Here is a 23,824-nt window from a genome sequence, read left to right as displayed (position 1 = left end):
TCCTTAATTCGGAGGTGTACGTCTATCGAAATCGTTGTGCGAGTAGGACTTCAGTGCCCCATACCCATACCGCCGTCGACAGGGATGACCGCGCCGGACACGTACGACGAGTCCGGTCCGGCAAGGAAGCTCACCACAGCCGCAACGTCCTCGGGCTGGCCGAGACGCTGGAGGGGGATGTATTCCTTCGCCTTGCCGCGCAAATCGTCGGAGAGCTCTGCCGTCATGTCGGTTTCGATGAACCCCGGGGACACGACGTTCGCCGTGATGGAACGCGAACCCAGTTCCCTCGTGATCGATCGAGCCATTCCGATGACTCCGGCCTTGGACGCCGCGTAGTTGATCTGACCTGGTCCGCCGGCCATGGCCACGACGGAACTCAGGAAGATCATTCGGCCCCAACGCGCGCGCAGCATGGCTCGGTTGGCGCGCTTGGCGACTCGGAAAGCTCCGGTGAGGTTGGCATCGATGACGCGCTGGAACTGATCCTCGGTCATCCGCATCAGCAACGTGTCGTCGGTGATGCCCGCGTTGGCCACGAGAACTTCGACGGGCCCCTGCTTCTCCTCGACCTCCTTGAAGGCAGCGTCCACCGAGTCCGAGTCGGTGACGTCGCAGACGACTCCGAACAGACCGTCGGGCGCTCCCGATCCGCGGTGGGTGACGGCCACCTTGTGGCCGTCGGCTCGGAGACGCTGGGCAATGGCCAGACCGATACCCCGGTTACCTCCGGTGACGAGTACCGATCGCGCGATGAAGTCAGGTGTGGACATGCCTAGCAACCTATCTGTTCGTCCTGGAATGACAAAGCGAAACTTACTCGTGAGTAATAACAGCGATCACGGCAACCGTTGCCGCAGCACCAAAGCCGATCCCAAGCCCGACGAGATGAACAGGACACCGAGAATCAACCACGGACGGGACGCGTCCCCGCGAGTGATCTCGAAACCGATCTGTTCCTCGAGGGTGTCGTAGACATCTCGGAGATCTTCGAGCGACGACGCGGTGAAGAAGCTACCGCCGGAAAGAGTCGCAATCTCCCGCAGGGACGGATCATCGACAGGTACCGGCACCCGTTCGACGCCGGCCTCGTCCTCGATTTCGACCGAGCCGTAGCTCGTGCCGAACGAGATCGTGGAGATCGGTACGCCTTTGTCCTTGGCTGCCCGCGCTGCGGTGTACCCGCCGCGCGGGTCGTCGAGGTTCTGCGGAACGGTCTGCTTGCCGTCCGACAGCAGCACGATGCGTGCCGGAGGTGCTGCGTCACCGCCGCCGAGTATCGCTCCGAGAGTGTCGATCGACTGCAGCGACGTGAAGATCGCCTCCCCGGTGGCCGTCCGCTCGCTGAGCTGCAGCTTGTCGATTGCGGATTTGGTGGCTTCGCGGTTGGCCGTGGGAGACACCAGAACGGACGCGGTGCCCGCGAATGCGACCAACCCGAGGTTGATTCCCGGTGTCAGACCGTCGGCGAACGACTTCGCGGCTTCCTGAGCGGCGGCCAGACGAGTCGGCTCGACGTCGGTGGCCTCCATCGACAGCGAGACGTCGATCACCAGCATGACGGTGGCCCGGTTGCGTGGGACGCGCTCGTCCGCCGTCGGACCGGCCATCGCAATGGTCAGAAACAGCAGACCGACCAGCACCAGCGCGGTGGGTAGGTGTCGTAGACGATTCGGCCGAGCGGGGGCTACCGACTCGAGCAGTTCCATGTTGGAGAAGCGGAGAACATGCTTCTGCTTGCGCCGTTGGACCCAGATGTAGCCGACGGTCAGCGCGATGACGACGACGAGAAATCCGAGCCACCACGGCGAAGCGAAATCGGTCAGGCTCATCGCGTACCCGCCCGAGCGGTATTGGTGAAGCCGGATCCGATGGTGTGCCTGCGCGCAGTGACGAACCGGACGACGTCGGCAATCCAATCACCGTCGGTACGCAGTGTCAGCCGGGGAGCTCCGCAACGCCGCAGCGCCTTCTCCACGTCGTCGCGGTGAGCTGCCGCGGCACGGGCGAAGTCTGCTCGCAACCGAGGCGTCGTGCTGAATTCGCGAGTGCGGCCGGACTCCGGATCGTGCAGCACCACGTCGCCGACGTCGGGAAGCTCGAGATCGCGCGGGTCGAGTACCTCGACCGCCAGCACGTCGTGTCTGGCCGAGATGGCGCGAAGTGACCGTTCCCAGTCGATGGGGCCGAGGAAGTCGCTGATCACCACAGCCATGCCGCGACGGCGTTCCGGCCGCCGCAGAGCCTCGATGGCCGCACGAAGATCACCGCGGACACCGTCCTCGGCCGAGGGCGTCGTGGCGATGGCACGCAGCATCGACTGGGTGTGCACGCGTCCACCTCGAGCCGGAATACGAGTGGTGCTGGCACCGGTTGCCACCACCGCGCCGATCCTGTTACCGCCGCCGCCCGACAGATGCGTGATGGCTGCCGAGGCCGCCACGGCCAAATCGCGCTTCTCGCACCCGGTGGTGCCGAAGTCGAGGCTGGCCGACAGGTCGACCACCAACCAGGTCTCGAGCTCGCGATCGGCCACGGACTGGCGCACGTGCGGATGCGTCGTACGTGCAGTGACCGACCAATCCATCTGGCGGACGTCGTCGCCGGGCTGGTACTCCCTGGCGTCCCCGGGCTCGGAACCAGGACCAGGAATCAGCCCCTGATGATCCCCGTGGAGCACCCCGTCCAGCCGGCGGCGAACCGTCAGCTCCAGGGTCCGCAGCGCTGCGGCCAACTTCGGATCACGAAGCTCACCCGAGCGGAACGACGGCGGCCGCGAAACGACGGTACCGCCGGAGGACACGGGAGCGGTGTCGGATCCGCTCACTGCCCCGGCGTACCGATCGACGATCCGTCACCCGATGGCTTCTGCAGCGAGGGTGCCGGCTGACCGTACTGACCGCCGCCTTGCGGAGGCTGCTGAGGTCCTGCCTGCTGCGGTAGCGGCGGTGTCTGGCCCTGTCCGGGAAACTGGCCGGGAGCGGGAAACTGGCCGGGAGCGGGGTATTGCCCCTGCGCCGGATACTGCCCCTGGGGTCCGGCCTGACGGCCGTCGAAGTGCGGGCCGTCCGGACCGGCTCCGTTGCTCTGCGGCACCGGCACCGCCTGAGGTGACACCTGAGGCAACCCCACGGTCTGCAACACGCGGGAGATGACGGTCTCGGGAGTCACCTCGTCGGCGAGGGCGTCGTAGGACAACACGAGACGATGTCGAAGCACATCCGGAATGACCTCGAGTACGTCCTGCGGCACCACGTAGTCGCGACCTCGGAGCAGAGCGAGAGCACGCGACGCCGCGATGATGCCGAGTGTCGCGCGCGGTGATGCACCATAGGCGATCCAGCTGGCCACGTCGTCCAGCCCGAACTGCTCGGGCGTACGCGTGGCGGCGATGACCCGAACGACGTAGTCGACCAGCGCATGGTGCACGAACACCGAGCTGGCCAGATTCTGGAGCCGAACCAACTCGACCGGATCGAGGATCTGCTTGGGCTCGGGTGCCTTGATGCCCATGCGATAGACGATCTCGCGTTCTTCTTCGACCGTCGGGTAGTCGACGACGATCTTGAACAGGAATCTGTCGCGCTGGGCCTCGGGAAGGGGGTACACGCCCTCGTTCTCGATGGGGTTCTGCGTTGCCATCACCAGGAACGGATCGGGCATCGGGAAGGTCCGGCCACCGATGGTGACATGACGTTCGGCCATGACCTCGAGCAATGCGGACTGCACCTTCGCCGGCGCGCGGTTGATCTCGTCGGCCAGGACGAAGTTGGCCACGACAGGACCGAGTTCGGTGTCGAACTCCTCCCGGCCCTGACGGTAGATTCGCGTTCCGACGAGGTCGGTCGGGACCAGGTCGGGAGTGAACTGGACTCGCGAGAAAGAACCGCCGACGACGCGCGCGAACGTCTCGACGGCGAGTGTCTTGGCGACGCCCGGAACGCCCTCGAGCAGTACGTGTCCACGGGCGAGCAATCCGACCAGAATGCGCTCGACCAGGCGGTCCTGACCGACGATGACGCGTTTGACCTCGTACACGGCCTTCTCGAGAAGCTGGACGTCCTCGGCCAGAGTCGGGCTGTCCACCCGCTTCGGCTCCCCACCCTGTGGATCACGAGTCGAGGTCTCGACGTGGGCCGAGTCCTCGTCGTTCGAAATCCGGCCGTCACGTGATGTCACCAAGAATTCACCGCTTTCAGTCGATCATGGTCGGGCGCGTGTCGATACCGCCACGATCAACTATTCCAGGTGATCGCCGAGCGCGCCGAAAGGCACCCCCGGCGCGTGACCGGAGTGGAGCCTGCGGAACGACTCGAGAGGCCGGAGTGGAGCCTGATCGTGTTCAGGACACCATGCGCACTGCGTAGGGAGTCATGCCGCTGTATCGTACGTCGGAGACCTTGACCACCGAACCGGACTGCGGCGCTTCGAGCATCTTGCCGTCGCCCAGGTAGAGCGCAACGTGCTGGCTGGCGTTCGGGCCGTAGAAGATCATGTCGCCGCGCTTCATGTCCGATGACGGCACTTGCTTTCCTGCGGTGTACTGATAGCCGGTGTAGTGGGGCAACGAGATACCGAGGCCGGCGAAGGCGTAGATCATCAGGCCGGAGCAGTCGAACCCGACCTTGTTGTAATCGCCGTAGCTGTCCGCGACGCCGCCGTCCCTGATGCCCTTCGTCGGACCGTTCTCGTCGCCGCCGCCCCAGGAATACGGCACTCCCAGTTGACTCATTCCGCGGTCGATCGCCAACTCGACGGCCGCGCTTCCGGTGACCGACGGCGTCGTGGACGTCTTCGGTTTGGTCGGCGTCTTCGGTTTGGTGGGCGTGGTCGGTTTGGTGGGCGTGGTTGTGGTCGAGCTGTCCGAATCGGTCGTCTCGCTCGAATCCTCGTCCACGTCCACGTGCGAACGTTGGCCCTCGGCAATGGCTGCCGCGCGCTGCTGGGCGGCGAGATTGGCCGACACTCGGGCTGCTGCCTGCACAGCAGCTTCTCGCGCCGCAGACGCAGCGGCGGCTACCGCCGCATCCTCGGCTGCCTTCTGTGCTTCCCAGTCGCCGTACGCCGCTCGCTGATCCTGCAGACCGGCAACGTTGCTGCGCGCGGAGTCGAGCTCGGTCTGGGCAGCGTCACGCTGAGACTCGATGGCTGCTTTCTGATCGGCCTCGGCCTGCAGAGCAGCTTGTGCCTCGGCGATGGCCTGCTCGGCCTCGGCTTTCTTGGACTCGGCCTCCGATGCCGCGACGTCTGCCTGCTGCTTCGAGTCCCGCGCCGCGGAATCGCGATTCGCCTGTTCGGTCCGGGCCCGCTGGAGCCCGTCGAGCACCGCGTTCTGACTGTTGGAGAGCACCTTGAGTACCTGGGCCCGATCCAAGACGTCGTCGGGTCCGCTCGAACCGAGGAACGAGGCCATCGACGCAACGCCGGAACCCTGCGTGTAGCTGGACTTCGCGAATTCGTCGAATTTGCGCTGGGCTGCCTGAATCTGGGTTCCGGCATCGGCCAGTGCCTGTTGTGCTGCACCGACGACCGCGGCAGCGACATCTGCGGCGTCGCGCGCATTCTGCAGGTCGACCAGGGCCTTGTTGACGCCTTCACGCTTCGAGGCAACCTCGTCGTTGAGACGAGCGAGCTGCTGGTTGGCCGACGCGATCGCGTCGATCAGCTGACCGACCTGGCCCAGACGGGAATCGACAGCACTTCCGGCGGCAGCTAGGTCGCTGTCGGATGGATTCGGCGGCGGCGGTGGTACCGCGGCGGCAACTCCGGGAAGGGTTGCCATCAACGCGATGACTAGGCCGGCACCTACCAGCACGAATCGGGTACGGACGAGCGCTGTACGGCGGGTGGCGCGGACTGGACGTCGGCTCACGAATATCTCCCTCGGGTCCGGCATTCAGTCAGGTCCGAGTCGAACCGTCGTGCCGCCGAAGTGCTTACCGTTCCCACCCCGATCGCAGGGACGGTGAGCGCTGTCGCCGGGCGGGAAAGGAACACGCAGCGACACGACAGGTGCGAACCACGTCAGTCACACCCGAAGCAGTGGCCTCCCGAGTTCCCCACGGACGACACTCTGCCTTCTGCGACACTCCTTCCCCAGCAGTGCCAATGGCACCGTACGACACTTTGCACCCTAAAGAAACTCCAGTCCCAAATGACACATTTGTAATTTCACCAGGCACAACGCCGTGAACTCGGTGTTTGCCGGAAACAATTTTTCCGACTTTTTCCTGCGGCGCGGCCGTCGTAATTCACGGCGGTATGCACGGTGCGGGCGTCGGTCACCCGAATGACGCGTCGACGCGTCGTGTCAGTTCTCGCCGGAGTCGCGATTCGCGCTCTCGGGCACCGTGGCCCGAGCCCGGAATCTGCGGGCCTTCACAACTGCAGTCAGAGTGGCAACAGCAGCGACGACGACGACCAGTCCACCGGTGAGCAGGCCCCACGGCGTCTGATCCTCGACGAGGGTGTCGACGAAATTGTCGGCCGCGACGATGTGGTTGCCGGTGTAGGTGCGGTCTTGACCGGCTTCGAGGGTCACCCGACTGATGGAGTCACTGAACGTGCCCACCTGCCCGGGGCTCAGGACCAACACCGTGCCACCCTCGCGGGCACCGACTGCGGTGGCCAGGTCACGCAGTTGCGAGTCGTGGCGCGGTTCGTTCGGCACGATCACGATGCTCAGATCGATGCCGTGCTCTTCTGCGCGGGCCACCGCTGCGGACAAAGCGGCTTCCTCGTCGGCGGGTGCGCTCACGCCGGACTCGCGGACCGTAGCGACGATGCTGTCGACGTCCAGACCTGCCGGAATATCGGTGGCAAGTGGGGAAACGGCGTGTATCGGCTCAGGCATCTCTCGTCCAGTCGGTAGGAACCAGTCGCGTGAAACCCTACGTCACAGCGCTCGCGATACCGGGGAGGCCGGCACGTCCGGGGCAGTAACTGAGGCCAACCTTCATTGCGTCGCACGAAACAGTACGTGAGGATTGTGACGCGGGTCGTTCTGTCGGCATCCGCCGAGAAACGGACCCGCAAGTTTTCACAGGACAAGCGTACTGTTAGACTTCCATCGAGACACTGCACGAGCGTCCGCAGGCAATTCGCACCCCGGATGCCAAGGCCGAGACACACGGGCAGCGCCTCGCTTCAACCGTCGACACAGCCCCGTCGGCGGTGTGCCTCATAGACGAGTGGAGCTGAAGTGACCGCAAGTAATAACTCATTCGGTGCAAAGGGCACCCTCGAAGTCGGAGAGAACTCGTACGAGATCTTCCGGCTGTCGGCTTTGCCCGGTGTTGAGAAACTGCCCTACGCACTGAAGGTCCTCGCGGAGAACCTCCTTCGCACCGAGGACGGTGCCAACATCACCGCCGACCATATTCGCTCGATCGCGTCGTGGGATCCCTCGGCCGACCCGAGTATCGAAATCCAGTTCACCCCTGCACGTGTCATCATGCAGGACTTCACCGGCGTCCCGTGTGTCGTCGACCTCGCCACCATGCGTGAGGCCGTGACCACCCTGGGCGGCGACCCCAACAAGGTCAACCCCCTCTCCCCCGCCGACATGGTGATCGACCACTCGGTGATCCTGGACGTGTTCGGCCGCGCCGACGCGCTCGAGCGCAACGTCGACCTCGAATACGAGCGCAACGGCGAGCGTTACCAGTTCTTGCGTTGGGGCCAGGGCGCGTTCGACGACTTCAAGGTCGTCCCGCCCGGCATGGGCATCGTGCACCAGGTCAACATCGAGTACCTGGCACCGACCGTCATGACCCGCAAGGGCCAGGCGTACCCCGACACCTGCGTGGGCACCGACTCGCACACGACGATGGTCAACGGTCTCGGAGTGCTCGGCTGGGGCGTCGGCGGAATCGAAGCCGAGGCAGCCATGCTCGGCCAGCCCGTGTCGATGCTGATCCCGCGTGTCGTCGGCTTCAAGCTCTCGGGCGAGATTCAGCCGGGAGTCACGGCAACCGACGTCGTTCTGACGGCCACCGAGATGTTGCGTAAGCACGGCGTCGTCGGAAAGTTCGTCGAGTTCTACGGCGAGGGTGTGGCCGAGGTTCCGCTCGCGAACCGCGCCACCCTCGGCAACATGAGCCCCGAATTCGGTTCGACGGCAGCCATTTTCCCGATCGACGAAGAGACGATCAATTACCTGCGCCTGACCGGCCGCAGCGACGAGCAACTCGCTCTCGTCGAGGCGTACGCCAAAGAGCAGGGCATGTGGCACGACCCGAAGAACGAGGCCGTCTACTCCGAGTACATCGAGCTCGACCTCAACACGGTCGTACCGTCCATTGCAGGCCCGAAGCGCCCGCAGGACCGAATCCTGTTGTCCGAGTCCAAGGTTGCGTTCCGCAAGGACATCCACAACTACGTCGAGGAGAACCACCCGGCGCACGAGGGTGACAGCAAGCTGGACGAAGCGCTCAACGAGTCGTTCCCGGCCAGCGATCCCGCATCGCTGAGCTTCGCGGAAGACGATGCAGTCGACGTACGGTCGGCGGCATACGGATCCGAAGGCCGTCCGAGCAAGCCTGTTCGCGTCATCACCGACGAAGCGGGCGAGTTCATTCTCGACCACGGTGCCGTCGTGGTGGCAGGCATCACCTCCTGCACCAACACCTCGAACCCGTCGGTGATGCTGGGCGCAGCACTGCTCGCTCGTAACGCCGTCGAAAAGGGTCTGTCCACCAAGCCGTGGGTCAAGACCAACATGGCACCCGGTTCGCAGGTCGTCACCGATTACTACGAGAAGGCCGGCCTGTGGCCCTACCTCGAGAAGCTCGGCTACTTCCTGGGCGGCTACGGCTGCACCACGTGCATCGGCAACACCGGCCCGCTGCTCGAGCCGATCTCGAAGGCGATCAACGACAACGATCTCTCGGTCACCGCCGTGCTGTCGGGCAACCGCAACTTCGAGGGTCGCATCTCCCCCGACGTCAAGATGAACTACCTGGCCTCGCCGCCGCTGGTCATCGCCTACGGCCTCGCGGGCACGATGGACTTCGACTTCGAGACCGACGCACTCGGTAACGACCACGAGGGCAACCCGGTGTTTCTCAAGGACATCTGGCCGTCTTCGCAGGAGATCGAGGACACGATCAAGTCCTCCATCAGCCGGGACATGTTCAGCAAGTCCTACGAGACGATCTTCGCCGGCGACAGCCGTTGGCAGAACCTGTCGACCCCCGAGGGCGACACGTTCGAGTGGGATCCCAAGTCGACGTACGTGCGCAAGCCTCCGTACTTCGACGGCATGACGATGGACCCGGCTCCGGTCGAGGACATCAAGGGTGCACGCGTGCTGGCCCTGCTCGGCGATTCGGTCACCACCGACCACATCAGCCCGGCAGGTCCCATCAAGGCCGGCACACCGGCCGCGCAGTACCTCGATTCCCACGGCGTCGAGCGCAAGGACTACAACTCGCTCGGATCGCGCCGCGGTAACCACGAGGTCATGATTCGCGGAACGTTCGCGAACATCCGTCTCAAGAACCAGCTGCTCGACGACGTCTCGGGTGGCTACACCCGCGACTTCACCCAGGACGGTGGACCGCAGTCCTTCATTTACGACGCGTCGCAGAACTACCAGGAGGCCGGCATTCCGCTGGTCGTACTGGGCGGCAAGGAGTACGGATCGGGAAGCTCGCGTGACTGGGCGGCCAAGGGCACCTCGCTCTTGGGCGTCAAGGCCGTCATCACCGAGTCGTTCGAGCGCATCCACCGCTCCAACCTCATCGGCATGGGCGTCGTTCCGCTGCAGTTCCCGGCCGGCGAGAGCGCAGCGTCGCTCAAGCTCGACGGAACCGAGACGTTCGACATCATCGGGGTCGAGAAGCTGAACGAGGGCACCACTCCGAAGACGATGGCTGTGACCGCGACCAAGGAAGATGGAACCAAGGTCGAGTTCGACGCAGTGGTCCGTATCGACACCCCCGGTGAAGCGGATTACTACCGCAACGGCGGAATCCTGCAGTACGTCCTGCGCAACATGATCAGAGGCTAGTCACACGGCACTGTAGACAGACGCCACGCACAGCGATGGGCCCGGAACTCGATACGTGTTTCGGGCCCATCGCCGTATCGGTACGGGCGACGCCTTCATCGAAAAGTAGGAGTTTCACACGTGCCCAAGGTCAGCGAAGACCACCTTGCCGCTCGCCGACGCGAAATTCTCGACGGTGCCCGCAAATGCTTCGGCGAGTTCGGCTACGAAGGTGCGACGGTGCGCCGCCTCGAGGAGGCGACGGGCCTCTCGCGCGGCGCTATCTTCCATCACTTCAAGGACAAGGACGGTCTCTTCCTCGCGTTGGCACAGGAGGACGCCGGGCGCATGGCCGAAGTCGCGGCCGCGCAAGGTCTGGTCCAGGTGATGCGCGACATGCTGGCCCAGCCGGAGCAGTTCGAGTGGCTCGGTACACGGCTCGAAATCACCCGACGACTACGAACCGACGCAGACTTCCGAACCAGTTGGGCCGAACGGTCTGCAGAGCTCACCGACGCAACCCTGGGCCGACTGGAACGGCAGAAAACCGCGGGAAAACTGCGCGACGACGTGCCCAACGACGTTCTCGCCGACTACCTGGACCTGGTTCTCGACGGCCTCGTCGCCAGAATCGCGTCGGGCAACGGCGGGTCGAACCTGTCGGCCATTCTCGATCTGGTCGAAGAATCGGTGCGTAAACGCGACCGACCCGAGTCACGCTAGCTGAATCAGTTCCAGGTAGTCCTGCGACCAGTGATCCTCGGTACCGTCGGGAAGGAGGATCACTCGTTCGGGTGACAGCGCCTCGGCGGCACCCGGATCGTGAGTCACCAGCACCACGGCACCCTTGTAGCTGCGCAGCGCGTCGAGGACCTGTTCACGGGAGATCGGGTCGAGGTTGTTGGTCGGTTCGTCGAGCAGCAGTACGTTCGCCGCGGAGGAGACCAATCCCGCAAGCGCGAGACGGGTCTTCTCACCACCGGACAGCGTTCCGGCCGGCTGCTCGAGCTGGGGACCGGTGAACATGAACGCTCCGAGCAGCGATCTGAGTTCCTGCTCTCCGGTGTCGGGTGCCGCATGCCGGATGTTCTCCCACACCGACGCCATGTCGTCGAGGGTGTCGTGCTCCTGCGCGAAGTAGCCGACGCGCATGCCGTGGCCGGGTTCGATCTCTCCGGTGTCGGCCTTCTCGGTTCCGGCCAGAATGCGCAGCAGTGTCGTCTTACCGGCACCGTTGAGCCCGAGCACCACCACGCGGCTCCCCCGGTCGATCGCCAGATCGACGCCGGCAAAGATCTCCAGCGACCCGTACATCTTGGTCAAGTTCTTCGCCATCAACGGTGTCTTACCGCACGGCGCAGGCTCCGGGAAACGGATGTGGGCAACCTTGTCGGACACGCGCTCCGCATCGAGGTTGGCCATCAGCTTGTCTGCTCGCTTCGCCATGTTCTGTGCCGCAACGGCTTTGGTTGCCTTGGCACCCATCTTGGCGGCCTGGACGCGCAGCGCACCCGCCTTCTTCTCCGCGTTCGCACGCTCGCGGCGACGCCGCTGCTCGTCGGTGGCACGGGCGTCGAGGTACTTCTTCCAGTTCATGTTGTAGATGTCGGCCTCACCGCGCACGGCGTCGAGGAACCACACCCTGTTCACGACATCACCGAGCAGTTCGACATCGTGACTGATCACGATGAGTCCACCCTCGTGGTTCTGCAGGAAACTGCGTAGCCAGGTGATGGAATCGGCATCGAGGTGGTTGGTGGGCTCGTCGAGCAGCAAGGTGGTGTTCGACCTGCCGCCGCTACCGTCGGACGCGGCGAACAGAATTCGAGCCAGTTCGACACGTCGACGCTGACCGCCGGACAGGGTCCGCAGCGGTTGACCGAGGATGCGATCGGCCAAGCCCAGGCTGTTGCAGATACGAGCCGCTTCGCTCTCGGCTTCGTAGCCGCCGAGGGACGCGAACCGTTCCTCGAGTTCGCCGTACTTGCGGACGGCCTTGTCGAGCAACGCCTCGTCGGCCACCTCCGCCATCAGTGCCTGCTGCTTCTCCATGCTGTGCAGAAGGGTGTCGAGGCCGCGGGCCGAGAGCACTCGGTCCTTGGCCAACACGTCGAGGTCGCCCTCTTTGGGATCCTGCGGAAGGTATCCGAGGTCGCCCGTGCGCACGACCTCCCCTGCATAGGGCTCGCCCTCGCCGGCCAGAATCCGCAGAGTGGTGGTCTTGCCCGCCCCGTTGCGACCCACCAGACCGATGCGGTCGCCTGCCTGTACACGGAGCGCGGGCCCCTCGGTGGACAGAAGGGTCCGCACACCGGCACGAACTTCCAGGTCGGTGGCGGTGATCACGCGTGAGCTCCTAGCGATTGCCGAACAAGATCGTTGCCCGTCGACCGACGAGCGAACACAGGTGCGCCGAACGACGGCACAGCAAACCCCCATTTTAGCTCAGCATTCACGTGCCCTCACCCAGGAACGACGGTGACACCGGTAACGTCTGATCGATGACCGACGCCTCCGAAACAGTCTCCCAACGCAGCGCACCGATTACCGACCTCACCGGGCGTACCGCACTCGTCACCGGTGGCAGCCGGGGCATCGGTAAGGCAATCGCGGCAGAGCTGCTCTCTCGCGGCGCGAATGTCGCCATCACCGCACGGAAGCGCGAGCCTCTCGTGGCGGCCGCAGCAGAACTGGGTGACTCGGTGCTCGCACTGGACGGCAATGCCGGCGATCCGGAACATCGACGCAGCGCAGTAGCTCAGACCATCGAAACTTTCGGTTCGCTGGACATTCTCGTGAACAACACCGGCATCAACCCTGTCTACGGCTCCCTGATGGATGCCGATCTGACCGGCGTGAGCAAGCTGTTCGATACGAACGTCGTGGGCACCCTCGGCTTCGTTCAGCAGGCATTTCACGCCTGGATGGGTCAGCACGGCGGCGCGATCGTCAACATCGCCAGCGTGGCAGGCATTCGGTCCACCGGCGTGATCGCCGCTTACGGTGCGTCCAAAGCCGCCCTGATCCGGCTCACCGAGGAGCTCGCCTGGCAACTTGGCCCCAAGATTCGTGTCAACGCAGTGGCACCGGGCGTCGTCAAGACCAAATTCGCCGAGGCCCTCGTCGCCAACGGCGAAGACGCGGCGGCCGCAGGCTACCCGATGAAGCGGCTCGGAAATCCGGAGGATGTGGCCGCGCTCGTCGCCTTCCTCGTGTCGGACGCGTCGTCCTGGATCACCGGCGAAACCGTGCGGGTGGACGGTGGTCTACTCGCCACCGGCGGAATGTGAACGACTTCTCGGCCGATGTCGCGGTAGTGGGTCTGGGTCCCGCGGGTAGGGCGCTCGCTCATCGCTGTTCCGCGGCCGGCCTCGACGTGCTGGCCCTCGATCCACACCCGTCTCGTACATGGACGCCGACGTATTCGGCCTGGGCGGACGAATTGCCGTCGTGGTTGCCCGAAACCGCAGTCGCCTCCACTGCGCTTGAGCCGGCGGTGTGGACCGACCGCCATCGGATCATCGATCGCACGTACTGCGTGCTGAACACATCAGCTCTACAGAGCAGTCTGACACTCGATCGCGCGCGGGTGCTCGCGGGGACGGCCGTCGATGTCACCGGCTCCCGCGTGACCACGTCCGACGGGACGATCATCGACGCCGGTCACGTCGTCGATGCCCGAGGGACGTTCGATTCGCGTGACCTCGCCCAGCAGACTGCTTACGGGATCGTCGTCGAACGTCAGCGCGCCGAACCGATCCTCGAGGGAGCCGACGCCTGGTTCATGGACTGGCGCACCGACAACGGCGCGTCGCCCCGCGAAGCTCCCAGCTTTCTCTACGCCGTGGCGCTCGACGACGATCGCGTCCTGCTCGAGGAGACCTGTCTGGTCGGTCGACCTGCGCTCGGCCTGGACGTTCTTCGTACGCGACTGCACCACAGGCTGTCCGAGCGCAATCTCGAACTCACTGGGCGCGAGGCTGTCGAGCGAGTCCGCTTCTCGGTCGAACCGCCGCCGCGCTCACGGGAACACACCGGACGAGGAGGTCCTGTGCTCTTCGGATCCCGGTCCAACCTGATGCACCCCGCCACTGGATACAGCGTTGCGGCATCGCTGGCTTCCGCGGACCATCTGGTCGAGAGGTTCCGCGGCGGCGGTCACTCGCGACGACGCCGTACGGTGCACATCTGGACGGTGCAGAAGCTCCGCAATCTCGGCCTCCGCACCGCGCTGACTCTGGAACCGGAGATGGTGCCCCAGTTCTTCTCCAGTTTCTTCTCGCTCCCGGTCGAACTGCAGCGCTCCTATCTCTCCGGGCACGACGACGCCCTGGGGACGATGACCGCGATGCTGAAGATGTTTCCGACGCTCCCGTCATCGGCCAGGCTCGCGATCGCGCGCACGATAGTGCGCACTCCCGGCCGCGGCTGAGTTTCTCGCCAACGGTCGACACGCGGGCGCCCGGTCGGGGATCATGGACAGATGCGCAGCATTTGGAAGGGCTCGATCGCCTTCGGACTGGTCAATGTTCCGGTGAAGGTCTACTCGGCCACCGAGCAGCACGACATTCGGTTCCATCAGGTGCACGCGAAGGACGGCGGTCGCATCAAGTACGACCGAATCTGTCAGGAATGCGGTAAGTCTGTGCAGTTCGCCGACATCGACAAGGCCTACGACTCCCCCGACGGCGAACGCGTGATTCTCACCGACGACGACTTCGACAAGCTGCCTGCGGCCGAGAAGCACGAGATTCCAGTTCTCGAATTCGTACCCACCGAGCAGATCGATCCGATTCTCTACGACAAGAGCTACTTCCTCGAGCCGGACTCCGCGTCACCGAAGGCGTATGTCCTGCTGCGCGAGACTCTCGAAGAAACCGAGCGCACAGCGCTGGTGCATTTCACTCTGCGACAAAAGACCCGTCTGGCCGCGCTGCGCGTGCGCGACGACGTGCTGGTGATTCAGACGTTGCTGTGGCCGGACGAAGTAAGGGCTGCGGAATTTCCTTCGCTCGAGGACGCGCCGTCCGCGCGTCCGCAGGAAGTGAAGATGGCTACGTCCCTGGTGGAAAGCATGTCCTCGGAATTCGATCCGACCGAGTACACGGACGATTACCAGATCGAGCTGCGCAAGCTGATCGACGAGACGCTCGCCAACGGCGGTGAAAAGGTCATCCACACCGAGACAGAAAAAGACGACGACGGCGAGGATGCCGAGGTGGTCGACCTCGTGGCCGCTTTGCAGCGGAGCGTGGAGGCGGCCGGCAAGAACGCGAAGTCCGGGTCTGCCACATCTGCCCCGGCGAAGAAGGCACCCGCCAAGAAAGCTGCTGCGAAGAAGGCCCCGGCCAAGAAGGCAGCGGCCAAGAAGTCGACCCCCGCCAAGTCCGCAGACTCCAAAGCCGACGAAGCGAAAGGTGCGTGAGGGGGCCGACTCGTCAGTGGGTCAGACGGTGAAGCCGAGGGCCCTGAGCTGCTCGCGACCGTCGTCGGTGATCTTGTCCGGGCCCCACGGCGGCATCCACACCCAGTTGATCTTCAAATCCGCGGCCAGTCCGCTGCGCACGAGAGCGCCACGGGCCTGATCCTCGATGACGTCGGTCAGCGGGCATGCCGCCGAGGTGAGCGTCATGTCGACCGTGACGATGTCGTCGGCGTCGATCTTGATGTCGTACACCAGCCCGAGGTCGACGACATTGATTCCGAGCTCGGGGTCGACGACGTCGCGCATCGCTTCTTCGAGATCCTCGAGCACCTTGATCTCGTCGGCGGTCAGTTCCACCGGAGTCGTGGTAACGGCCGGCGTCGTTTCTGTTGCTTCGGTCATGATTGCTGTCCTCCGAAAAGTGCCGACTGGGCGGTCCCGCCCGTCGTAGCTGTCGAATCTGCGTCCACTACTTGAACAACCGCGTCCTTGAAAGCCATCCAACCCAGCAATGCGCACTTCACGCGAGCCGGATACTTGGCCACACCAGCGAACGCAATGCCGTCGCCGATGACGTCCTCGTCACCCTCGACGGTACCTCTGCTGCCGACCATGTCGCTGAACGCATCGACTGTCTTCAGCGCGTCGGCCACGCTCAGGCCGACGACCTGATCGGTGAGAACGGACGTCGCTGCCTGACTGATCGAGCAACCCTGGCCGTCGTACGACACGTCTGCGACGGCGCCGTCCTCTATCTGCACGCGCAGGGTGACCTCGTCGCCACAGGTGGGGTTGACGTGGTGCACCTCCGCGCCGAAGGGCTCGCGCAATCCGCGACCGTGTGGGTGCTTGTAATGATCGAGGATCACTTCCTGATACATCTGTTCCATCCGCATCTAGAGTTCTCCTCCCCCGTCGGCCTGCGTGGTACCGAAGAACGACTGCGCACGGCGAATTGCGTTCGCCAGTACGTGCACTTCTTCGACGGTGTTGTACAACGCAAAAGATGCCCGCGCGGTCGCGGCTACGCCGAAACGGCGATGCAGCGGCCATGCACAGTGATGCCCGACGCGAATGGCGACGCCCTCGTCGTCCAGAATCTGTCCGAGATCATGTGCGTGGATACCGTCGACGACGAACGAAACAGCAGAACCACGGTCGACGTTCTCGGTGGGGCCGATCACGCGCACTCCGTCGATCTTCGCGAACTCTGCAAGAGTTGCTGCGACCAAGGCCTTTTCGTGCGCGGCAATGACGTCGATGCCGATGTTCTCCAGGTACCGCACAGCGGCACCGAGTCCCACGACCTGCGACGTCATGGGCACTCCGGCCTCGAACCGTTGCGGAGGCGGTGCGAAGGTCGTCTTCTCCATGGTGACGGTCTCGATCATCGACCCGCCGGTGATGAACGGCGGCATCGAATCGAGCAGCGCTGCCTTGCCGTACAGCACGCCCACGCCGGAGGGGCCGAGCATCTTGTGCCCGGAGAACGCGGCGTAGTCGACATCGAGCGCGTGGAAATCGACCTTCATGTGCGGCACCGACTGGCATGCGTCGAGCACGACCAGCGCACCGACCGCCCGGGCCCGACGCACCAATTCTGCGACCGGAGCGACAGCACCGGTCACGTTGGATTGGTGCGTGAACGCGAGAACCTTGACGGCCGAAGACAATTCGAGCGAATCGAGGTCGATCCGGCCGCCGTCCGTCACGCCGTACCACCGCAGTGTTGCGCCGGTACGGGCCGCAAGCTCTTGCCAGGGAACGAGATTGGCGTGATGCTCGAGCTCGGTGACGACGATTTCGTCCCCGGGGCCGAGATGGCGATCGAAGCGCTGATCGGCCAAGACGTACGTCACGAGGTTGAGCGACTCGGTCGCGTTCTTCGTGAACACGATCTCGTCGACATCCGCACCGACGAAAGCGGCGATGGCCGCCCTGGCTCCCTCGTACGCATCGGTGGCCTCCTCGGCCAGCTGATGCGCACCGCGGTGCACTGCGGCGTTACACGTGGTGAGGAATTCGCGTTCGGCGTCGAGCACCTGCACCGGACGCTGCGAGGTGGCACCGGAGTCCAGGTACACCAACGGCTTTCCGTCACGGACGGTGCGCGAAAGGATGGGGAAATCGCGGCGAACGGCGGCGACATCGAACGATGCCGCGACCGCCACAGCTGCCGGTGCAGCCACGCTCATGCTCCGGTAGTCGCGGCCTGGGTGTAGCCGGCGTAACCGTTGGCCTCGAGCTCGTCGGCCAGCTCGGCACCGCCGGACTTGACGATCTCACCGTTGACGAACACGTGCACGAAATCGGGCTTGATGTAGCGCAGGATGCGGGTGTAGTGCGTGATCAGCAGCACTCCACCGTCTTCGCGCTCCTTGTACTTGTTGACGCCCTCGGACACCACGCGCAGTGCGTCGACGTCGAGACCGGAATCGGTCTCGTCGAGGATGGCGATCTTGGGCTTGAGCAGTCCCAGCTGCAGGATCTCGTGACGCTTCTTCTCGCCACCGGAGAAACCTTCGTTGACGTTGCGCTCGAGGAAGTTGGGCTCGATTTCCAGTTCGCTCATCGCGGTCTTGGCTTCCTTGACCCAGTGCCGCAGCTTCGGGGCCTCGCCGCGCACTGCGGTGGCAGCGGTGCGCAGGAAGTTCGACATCGACACGCCGGGCACCTCCACCGGGTATTGCATCGCCAGGAACAGGCCGGCGCGGGCGCGCTCGTCGACGCTCATCTCGAGCACGTCTTCACCGTCGAGGGTGATGGAGCCGGAGGTGACGGCGTATTTCGGATGGCCTGCAATGGCGTACGACAAGGTGGACTTGCCGGAACCGTTGGGGCCCATGATCGCGTGTGTCTCGCCGGACTTCACGGTCAGATCGACACCCTTGAGGATGTTGATCGGCTCGGCGGACGAATCGGTGTTGGCGACGCTGACGTGCAGGTCGCGGATTTCGAGTGTGGACATCAAAGTTCCTTTGTGCAGTCGAGAAAGGTTCGGGTGGACCTACGCGCCGGCGACGGCGAGTTCGGTCTCGATAGCGGCGTCCAGACGCTCGCGTACGGCGGGGACCGGAATCTTGTCGATGATCTCGTGGAAGAAACCGCGGACGACGAGTCGACGAGCAACCTCCTCCGAGATGCCACGAGCGCGCAGGTAGAACAGCTGCTCGTCGTCGAAACGGCCGGTGGCGCTGGCGTGGCCTGCTCCGACGATCTCGCCTGTTTCGATCTCGAGGTTCGGTACCGAGTCGGCGCGAGCGCCGTCCGTGAGCACGAGGTTTCGGTTCAGCTCGTACGTCTCGGTGCCCTCGGCCTCGGCTCGAATCAGAACATCTCCGATCCATACCGTGTGCGCGTCGACGGTTCCGGGTCCGGTTTCGCCCTGCAGCGCACCCTTGTACATCACGTTCGACTTGCAGTGCGGTGCCGAATGGTCGACGAGCAGTCGCTGCTCGAGATGCTGGCCGGCATCGGCGAAGTACACACCGAGCAGGTCCGCGTCGCCGCCGGGCGCGCTGTAGCGCACGGTCGGGCTGATGCGGACCAGATCGCCGCCGAGGCTGACGTTGTAGTGCCGCAACACAGAATCGCGACCGAGCATCGCGTGATGTGCAGCCACGTGCACGGCGTCGGACTGCCAGTCCTGGATCAGGACGACGTGCAGTTGCGAGCTGTCACCGAGAACGAACTCGATGTTCTCGGCGTACGTCCCGCTTCCGCGCTGATCGATGACGACGGTCGCGCGAGCGAACGTGCCGAGCACTATCTGGACGTGTCCGTACGCAACGCGGTCCGCGCCGGGGCCGTCGATGGTGATCTCGATGGGATCGCTCACCTCGACCTCGTTCGGCACGGTGACGACCGTCGCCTCGGAGAAAGCCGAGAATGCCTGAGCTGCAATACGGTCGGCCGGCACGCCGGCCTTGCCGAGGCGCTCGTCGTCGCGTCCGACAGTTTCCACGACCACCGAGTCCGGTGCCCCGACGGTGACCTTCGCGGCCCCGTCGGCGACGGCGGAACCGTCGTGCAGTCCGCGAAGTCGGCGCAGCGGCGTGAAGCGCCACAGCTCGTCGCGGCCCGACGGAACCTCGAACGCGTTCACGTCGTACGACGTGAACTGAGCGCCCTTGTTCGCGACGAGCTTGGACTTGTCTTCCTTGGCGGAATCGGGGTTCTCGGATGCGACAGCACCCATCACTCCGGTGAGAGGGTTGTTCACTTATCCGACCGACCCTTCCATCTGCAGCTCGATGAGCCGGTTGAGCTCGAGCGCGTATTCCATCGGCAGCTCGCGAGCGATCGGCTCGACGAATCCGCGGACGACCATAGCCATCGCCTCGTCCTCGGTCATGCCGCGGCTCATCAGGTAGAACAGCTGATCGTCGCTGACCTTCGAGACGGTGGCCTCGTGCCCCATCGACACGTCGTCCTCACGGATGTCGACGTACGGGTAGGTGTCGGACCGACTGATCGTGTCGACGAGCAGCGCGTCGCACTTGACGGTCGAGCGGGAGCCGTGCGCGCCCTTGTTGATCTGGATCAATCCGCGGTAGGACGTCCGTCCACCGCCACGGGCGACGGACTTGCTGACGATGTTCGACGACGTGTGCGGCGCGAGGTGCAGCATCTTCGAGCCGGTGTCCTGGTGCTGGTCCGGGCCGGCGAACGCGACCGAGAGAACCTCGCCCTTGGCGTATTCGCCGGTCATCCATACAGCCGGGTACTTCATCGTGACCTTGGAGCCGATGTTGCCGTCGACCCACTCCATCGTTGCGCCTGCTTCTGCCTTGGCGCGCTTGGTGACCAGGTTGTAGACGTTGTTCGACCAGTTCTGAATGGTCGTGTAGCGGCAACGACCACCCTTCTTGACGATGATCTCGACGACGGCGGAGTGCAGCGAATCCGACTTGTAGATCGGCGCGGTGCAGCCCTCGACGTAGTGCACGTAGGCACCCTCGTCGACGATGATCAGCGTGCGCTCGAACTGACCCATGTTCTCGGTGTTGATCCGGAAGTAGGCCTGCAGCGGGATGTCCACGTGGACGCCCGGCGGGATGTAGATGAACGATCCACCGGACCACACCGCGGTGTTCAGCGCGGAGAACTTGTTGTCGCCCGCGGGAATGACGGTGCCGAAGTACTCGCGGAACAGCTCGGGCTGCTCCTTCAGCGCGGTGTCGGTGTCGAGGAACAGCACGCCCTGCGCTTCGAGATCCTCACGGATCGAGTGGTAGACGACCTCCGACTCGTACTGGGCAGCGACACCGGAGACCAGGCGCTGCTTCTCGGCTTCGGGGATACCGAGCTTGTCGTACGTGTTCTTGATGTCCTCGGGCAGGTCTTCCCACGTCGCAGCCTGCTTCTCGCTGGAGCGCACGAAGTACTTGATGTTGTCGAAGTCGATGCCATCGAGATCGGATCCCCAATTGGGCATCGGCTTGCGCTCGAACGTCTTGAGAGCCTTGAGGCGCGCCTCGAGCATCCATTCGGGCTCGCTCTTCTTCTGCGAGATGTCCCGAACGACGGCCTCGGAGAGACCTCTCTTGGCGCTTTCACCGGCTACGTCCGAGTCGGCCCAGCCGTATCCGTACGTGCCGAGCGAGGCGATGGTCTCGTCCTGAGTCAGCGGCGCGGTGGGTGTCACCTGGTCTGGTGTGACGGTCATGCGAGCTCCTTCCGGAGGCGTGGGCGTTCTCCGACACGGGGCTGCGCGTCGGGAGTCTTCTTGTCGGAACTATCGGTATTCGAGTACCGCGTCGGTGACAGCGGTACGTGCGTCGTGCAAGCGCAATTGCCGTTGGCGATGGTTGCCAAACGCTGCACGTGTGTGCCGAGGATCTCGGCGAACGCGGTCTGTTCCGCTTCGCACAGCTCTGGAAACTCCGAGGCGACGTGCGATACCGGGCAGTGGTGCTGGCAGATCTGGACGCCGTTACCCACCTGACGCGTGGTCGCGGAGAAACCGGCCGCACTGAAGGCGTCGGCGATTCGCTCCGCCGCATCCTCCACGGAGTGTGCGTCGGACCCCGACGCCGGTTCGACGTCGGCCACGATCGTGTTCACGCGTTGCCGGGCGAACGTCTCGATGGCCGCGTCCCCGCCGATCTTGCGAAGTTGCCGCATGGCGGCACCGGCGAGATCGTCGTAGGTGTGGCCGAGGCGGTTACGTCCGGCGGCCGTCAGCTGAAAGTACTTGGCCGGTCGACCGCGGCCACGCTGACGCGCCCCTGCCGGGGTGGTGATGCGAGCCTCGCCTGCATCGATGAGCGCATCGAGATGACGTCGAACCCCTGCCGCGCTCAATCCCAGCCGCGTGCCGATGTCCGAGGCCGTGATGGGGCCCTCTTCCAGCAGTAGAGTGACCACCGCACCCCTGGTCTGTCCTTCGGGGAGCGAGGGCTGTCGAACCGACGGCGCGCCTGCGCCGGCGGTCGAGGAATCGACACTCCCCGGACGCGCGAACGTGCTTTCGGTTGTTTTCACAACACCAGTGTGACGGAATTGTTTTGCCTGGTCCACCAAGGGTGCCCTATGACGGTCGCGATGTTCGTCCCATCTCGGTCGGGAGGACGGTGCGGGCGTCGGACAGTGGCACAGCTACGCTCGCATCGTGTCATCGACCGACAGTGAGCAGAGTTCCGACCGCTCACGTTTCACGGGCAGAGGCCGTCGGCCGACCGACTCCGGATCAGCGCTCGGACAGGTTCTTCACCGATACGCCGTCGCCCCCGCACGACGAGTCTTCGGACTCGAACCCACTCCGCCGGGTGGCGTGGTGGCCACCCTGCACGGAGACGAGCCGGAAGCGCCCGGGCTGAATCCGGAGGAGACGGTTCAGCTCCGCAACATTCGTCGGTTCGGTGCGGCGGGCGCGCTGCTGATGACGATAGGTGCCCTCGGTGCCGGAGCGCAGCCGGTGCTGCAGAATCCCGTTGCCGGAGTTCGATTCCTGAGCCTGCCGTCCCGCATGGCCAGCTCCGCGCTGACGGTGACCATGACCGGCACCGTCATCGTGGTGATTGCCTGGTTGCTACTGGGCAGGTTCGCCCTGGGTCGAACGCGATCCGGAAACATCCCACGGCGACTCACCAGATCGCAGATGGACCGCACGCTGCTGCTGTGGATTCTGCCACTGTGTGTTGCGCCACCCATGTTCTCGCGTGACGTGTACTCGTATCTGGCGCAGAGCGAGATCACCGCGCGCGGACTCGACCCCTACGAAGTCGGCCCCCAAACGGCGCTCGGTGCAGACAACGTGCTGACCCGAACCGTTCCCAACATCTGGCGTGAAACCCCGGCACCCTATGGTCCGCTGTTTCTGTGGATGGGCCGCGGAATCACCTACCTGACCGGCGAGAACATTGTTGCCGGCATCTTTCTGCATCGCCTTCTCGCGCTGGCGGGAGTCGCGCTGATCGTCTGGGCTCTACCGCGTCTGGCCCGACGCTGCGGGGTGGCCTCGGTCAGTGCGCTCTGGCTCGGTGCCGCGAACCCGCTGTTGCTGTTCCATCTCGTGGCCGGAATTCACAACGAGGCCCTGATGATCGGGCTCATGCTCGCGGGTACCGAGCTTGCACTGCGGGGCATCGAACGCTCGGGAGCGATGCAGAGGACCGACGTCGCATTCCTGGTGGGCGGAGCGGCATTGATCGCGCTGTCGTCGACGATCAAGATCCCGTCTCTGATCGCGCTCGGATTCGTCGGAATGGCGCTGTCGAGGCGATGGGGCGGGACCCTCCGCTCCGTGGTGTACGTCGCAGTCCTTCTCGGCACGATTGCCGTCGTGGTCCAAGTCGCGGTCAGTCTCGGTAGCGGACTCGGATTCGGGTGGATCAACACTCTGGGCACGGCCGGCGTCGTGCGCAGCTGGATGTCGATCCCGACCATCCTGGGCTTGGGCACCGGATTCGTGGGAGTTCTGCTCGGCCTCGGCGACCACACCACCGCCGTGCTGGGTCTCACTCGTCCGATCGCGGCCGTAGTGGCCGCCGTCATCGTCGTCCGCATGCTGGTCGCGGTTCTCCGTGGGCGCCTGCATCCGGTCGGAGCACTCGGCGTCGCGCTGGGCGCGGTCGTACTGCTTTTTCCGGTGGTTCAACCCTGGTACTTGCTGTGGGCGGTCATTCCGCTGGCAGCGTGGGCCACGACGCCGTCGTTCCGGCGGCCCGCAATCGCTTTCTCGTCTCTGGTCAGCGTCATCCTGATGCCCAACGGCAGTGAATACCTGCCCTTTCAGATCGTGCAGGCCGCGGTGATGACGATCCTGACCATCGCAGTGTTGTATTTGCTGACACGAAACCGTATGCCGTGGCCCACACGCACCGGACCGCCGGCACGCGACCGGAGTGCCGACGAATACGCTGAACCCTCGTGATCCCCGGTACGTCCACAGCGGCGCAACGTGT

Annotated in this window: 20 protein-coding genes; 6 read left to right on the top strand and 14 right to left on the bottom strand. The window is 64.5% G+C overall.

The genetic code is table 11. The features are described from left to right. Positions 1-50: 50 nt before the first annotated feature. From fabG1 to ASG84_RS19885, 6 genes are all read right to left on the bottom strand, one after another. Positions 51-773 (bottom strand): 3-oxoacyl-ACP reductase FabG1, encoded by a 723-nt coding sequence (fabG1, locus tag ASG84_RS19910; RefSeq protein WP_057478706.1) that lies wholly within the window; start codon positions 771-773, stop codon positions 51-53. A gap of 66 nt (positions 774-839) precedes the next feature. Then, a complete protein-coding gene (locus ASG84_RS19905) occupies positions 840-1,832 on the bottom strand; it encodes a VWA domain-containing protein (protein WP_057478705.1) in 993 nt (330 codons plus the stop codon). After that, positions 1,829-2,827: a DUF58 domain-containing protein gene (locus ASG84_RS19900; protein ID WP_200936633.1), complete on the bottom strand. Its 999-nt coding sequence runs from the start codon at positions 2,825-2,827 to the stop codon at positions 1,829-1,831. Before ASG84_RS19900 ends, ASG84_RS19905 begins: the two co-directional genes overlap by 4 nt. Then, the gene (locus ASG84_RS19895; protein ID WP_057478805.1) at positions 2,824-4,086 is read right to left on the bottom strand and encodes an AAA family ATPase; all 1,263 of its coding nucleotides are present in this window, start codon (positions 4,084-4,086) and stop codon (positions 2,824-2,826) included. The genes ASG84_RS19900 and ASG84_RS19895 overlap by 4 nt, the downstream gene beginning before the upstream one ends. Positions 4,087-4,342: 256 nt before the next feature. Then, complete coding sequence (locus tag ASG84_RS19890; protein WP_057478804.1) at positions 4,343-5,872, bottom strand: NlpC/P60 family protein; 1,530 nt, start codon at positions 5,870-5,872, stop codon at positions 4,343-4,345. A gap of 438 nt (positions 5,873-6,310) precedes the next feature. Then, on the bottom strand, positions 6,311-6,853 hold the full coding sequence (locus ASG84_RS19885; RefSeq protein WP_057478704.1) for an Rv1476 family membrane protein: 543 nt from the start codon (positions 6,851-6,853) through the stop codon (positions 6,311-6,313). A 348-nt stretch (positions 6,854-7,201) separates the two neighbouring features. Between ASG84_RS19885 and ASG84_RS19880 the strand changes: the two genes are divergently transcribed. Continuing rightward, complete coding sequence (locus ASG84_RS19880) at positions 7,202-10,012, top strand: aconitate hydratase (RefSeq protein WP_057478703.1); 2,811 nt, start codon at positions 7,202-7,204, stop codon at positions 10,010-10,012. Positions 10,013-10,132: 120 nt separating this feature from the next. After that, positions 10,133-10,714, top strand: a complete 582-nt coding sequence (locus ASG84_RS19875; protein ID WP_057478702.1) for a TetR/AcrR family transcriptional regulator — start codon at positions 10,133-10,135, stop codon at positions 10,712-10,714. On the opposite strand, the gene ASG84_RS19870 is transcribed toward ASG84_RS19875, so the two are convergent. Next, a complete protein-coding gene (locus ASG84_RS19870; protein ID WP_057478701.1) occupies positions 10,706-12,337 on the bottom strand; it encodes an ABC-F family ATP-binding cassette domain-containing protein in 1,632 nt (543 codons plus the stop codon). The two genes, ASG84_RS19875 and ASG84_RS19870, sit on opposite strands and share 9 nt — an antisense overlap. 155 nt (positions 12,338-12,492) lie before the next feature. On the opposite strand from ASG84_RS19870, the gene ASG84_RS19865 reads away from it, so the two are divergent. The 3 genes from ASG84_RS19865 to ku are packed head-to-tail and all read left to right on the top strand — an operon-like array spanning position 12,493 to position 15,416. Beyond that, positions 12,493-13,281: an SDR family oxidoreductase gene (locus ASG84_RS19865; protein WP_057478700.1), complete on the top strand. Its 789-nt coding sequence runs from the start codon at positions 12,493-12,495 to the stop codon at positions 13,279-13,281. Next, complete coding sequence (locus ASG84_RS19860; RefSeq protein ID WP_057478699.1) at positions 13,278-14,423, top strand: lycopene cyclase family protein; 1,146 nt, start codon at positions 13,278-13,280, stop codon at positions 14,421-14,423. Before ASG84_RS19865 ends, ASG84_RS19860 begins: the two co-directional genes overlap by 4 nt. Before the next feature lie 51 nt (positions 14,424-14,474). Further along, positions 14,475-15,416, top strand: a complete 942-nt coding sequence (ku, locus tag ASG84_RS19855; protein ID WP_057478698.1) for a non-homologous end joining protein Ku — start codon at positions 14,475-14,477, stop codon at positions 15,414-15,416. Between the two features lie 21 nt (positions 15,417-15,437). On the opposite strand, the gene ASG84_RS19850 is transcribed toward ku, so the two are convergent. The 7 genes from ASG84_RS19850 to ASG84_RS19820 are packed head-to-tail and all read right to left on the bottom strand — an operon-like array spanning position 15,438 to position 21,785. Then, on the bottom strand, positions 15,438-15,818 hold the full coding sequence (locus ASG84_RS19850) for a metal-sulfur cluster assembly factor (RefSeq protein ID WP_008716491.1): 381 nt from the start codon (positions 15,816-15,818) through the stop codon (positions 15,438-15,440). Beyond that, positions 15,815-16,312, bottom strand: coding sequence for a Fe-S cluster assembly sulfur transfer protein SufU (gene sufU / locus ASG84_RS19845; protein WP_057478697.1), 498 nt, complete (start codon positions 16,310-16,312; stop codon positions 15,815-15,817). The genes ASG84_RS19850 and sufU overlap by 4 nt, the downstream gene beginning before the upstream one ends. Beyond that, positions 16,313-17,611, bottom strand: a complete 1,299-nt coding sequence (locus tag ASG84_RS19840) for a cysteine desulfurase (RefSeq protein WP_057478696.1) — start codon at positions 17,609-17,611, stop codon at positions 16,313-16,315. Next, entirely contained in the window at positions 17,608-18,384 is a 777-nt protein-coding gene (gene sufC, locus ASG84_RS19835) for a Fe-S cluster assembly ATPase SufC (RefSeq protein WP_057478695.1), read from the bottom strand. The genes ASG84_RS19840 and sufC overlap by 4 nt, the downstream gene beginning before the upstream one ends. Before the next feature lie 39 nt (positions 18,385-18,423). Then, a complete protein-coding gene (sufD, locus tag ASG84_RS19830) occupies positions 18,424-19,614 on the bottom strand; it encodes a Fe-S cluster assembly protein SufD (protein WP_156399631.1) in 1,191 nt (396 codons plus the stop codon). Positions 19,615-19,638: 24 nt separating this feature from the next. Further along, complete coding sequence (gene sufB / locus ASG84_RS19825; protein ID WP_032398021.1) at positions 19,639-21,084, bottom strand: Fe-S cluster assembly protein SufB; 1,446 nt, start codon at positions 21,082-21,084, stop codon at positions 19,639-19,641. Continuing rightward, complete coding sequence (locus ASG84_RS19820; RefSeq protein ID WP_442971001.1) at positions 21,081-21,785, bottom strand: helix-turn-helix transcriptional regulator; 705 nt, start codon at positions 21,783-21,785, stop codon at positions 21,081-21,083. Before ASG84_RS19820 ends, sufB begins: the two co-directional genes overlap by 4 nt. A 406-nt stretch (positions 21,786-22,191) precedes the next feature. Here ASG84_RS19820 and mptB point away from each other — a divergent pair, with 406 nt between their 5' ends. Then, positions 22,192-23,793 (top strand): polyprenol phosphomannose-dependent alpha 1,6 mannosyltransferase MptB, encoded by a 1,602-nt coding sequence (gene mptB / locus ASG84_RS19815; protein ID WP_057478803.1) that lies wholly within the window; start codon positions 22,192-22,194, stop codon positions 23,791-23,793. Positions 23,794-23,824: the final 31 nt, after the last annotated feature.

This window comes from Rhodococcus sp. Leaf278, assembly GCF_001426085.1.
In the GTDB taxonomy this organism is placed as follows: Bacteria; Actinomycetota; Actinomycetes; order Mycobacteriales; family Mycobacteriaceae; genus Rhodococcoides.
Note: the sequence above shows the minus strand (reverse complement) of the source record. Positions and strands in the feature narration are given on the sequence as shown.

Excerpts from the sequence above, each read along its gene's own strand:
- fabG1 (WP_057478706.1), bottom strand. The coding sequence starts at position 773 with ATGTCCACACCTGACTTCATCGCGCGATCGGTACTCGTCACCGGAGGT.
- ASG84_RS19905 (WP_057478705.1), bottom strand. The coding sequence starts at position 1,832 with ATGAGCCTGACCGATTTCGCTTCGCCGTGGTGGCTCGGATTTCTCGTC.
- ASG84_RS19885 (WP_057478704.1), bottom strand. The coding sequence starts at position 6,853 with ATGCCTGAGCCGATACACGCCGTTTCCCCACTTGCCACCGATATTCCG.
- ASG84_RS19865 (WP_057478700.1), top strand. The coding sequence starts at position 12,493 with ATGACCGACGCCTCCGAAACAGTCTCCCAACGCAGCGCACCGATTACC.
- ku (WP_057478698.1), top strand. The coding sequence starts at position 14,475 with ATGCGCAGCATTTGGAAGGGCTCGATCGCCTTCGGACTGGTCAATGTT.
- ASG84_RS19850 (WP_008716491.1), bottom strand. The coding sequence starts at position 15,818 with ATGACCGAAGCAACAGAAACGACGCCGGCCGTTACCACGACTCCGGTG.
- sufU (WP_057478697.1), bottom strand. The coding sequence starts at position 16,312 with ATGCGGATGGAACAGATGTATCAGGAAGTGATCCTCGATCATTACAAG.
- ASG84_RS19840 (WP_057478696.1), bottom strand. The coding sequence starts at position 17,611 with ATGAGCGTGGCTGCACCGGCAGCTGTGGCGGTCGCGGCATCGTTCGAT.
- sufC (WP_057478695.1), bottom strand. The coding sequence starts at position 18,384 with ATGTCCACACTCGAAATCCGCGACCTGCACGTCAGCGTCGCCAACACC.
- sufD (WP_156399631.1), bottom strand. The coding sequence starts at position 19,614 with ATGGGTGCTGTCGCATCCGAGAACCCCGATTCCGCCAAGGAAGACAAG.
- sufB (WP_032398021.1), bottom strand. The coding sequence starts at position 21,084 with ATGACCGTCACACCAGACCAGGTGACACCCACCGCGCCGCTGACTCAG.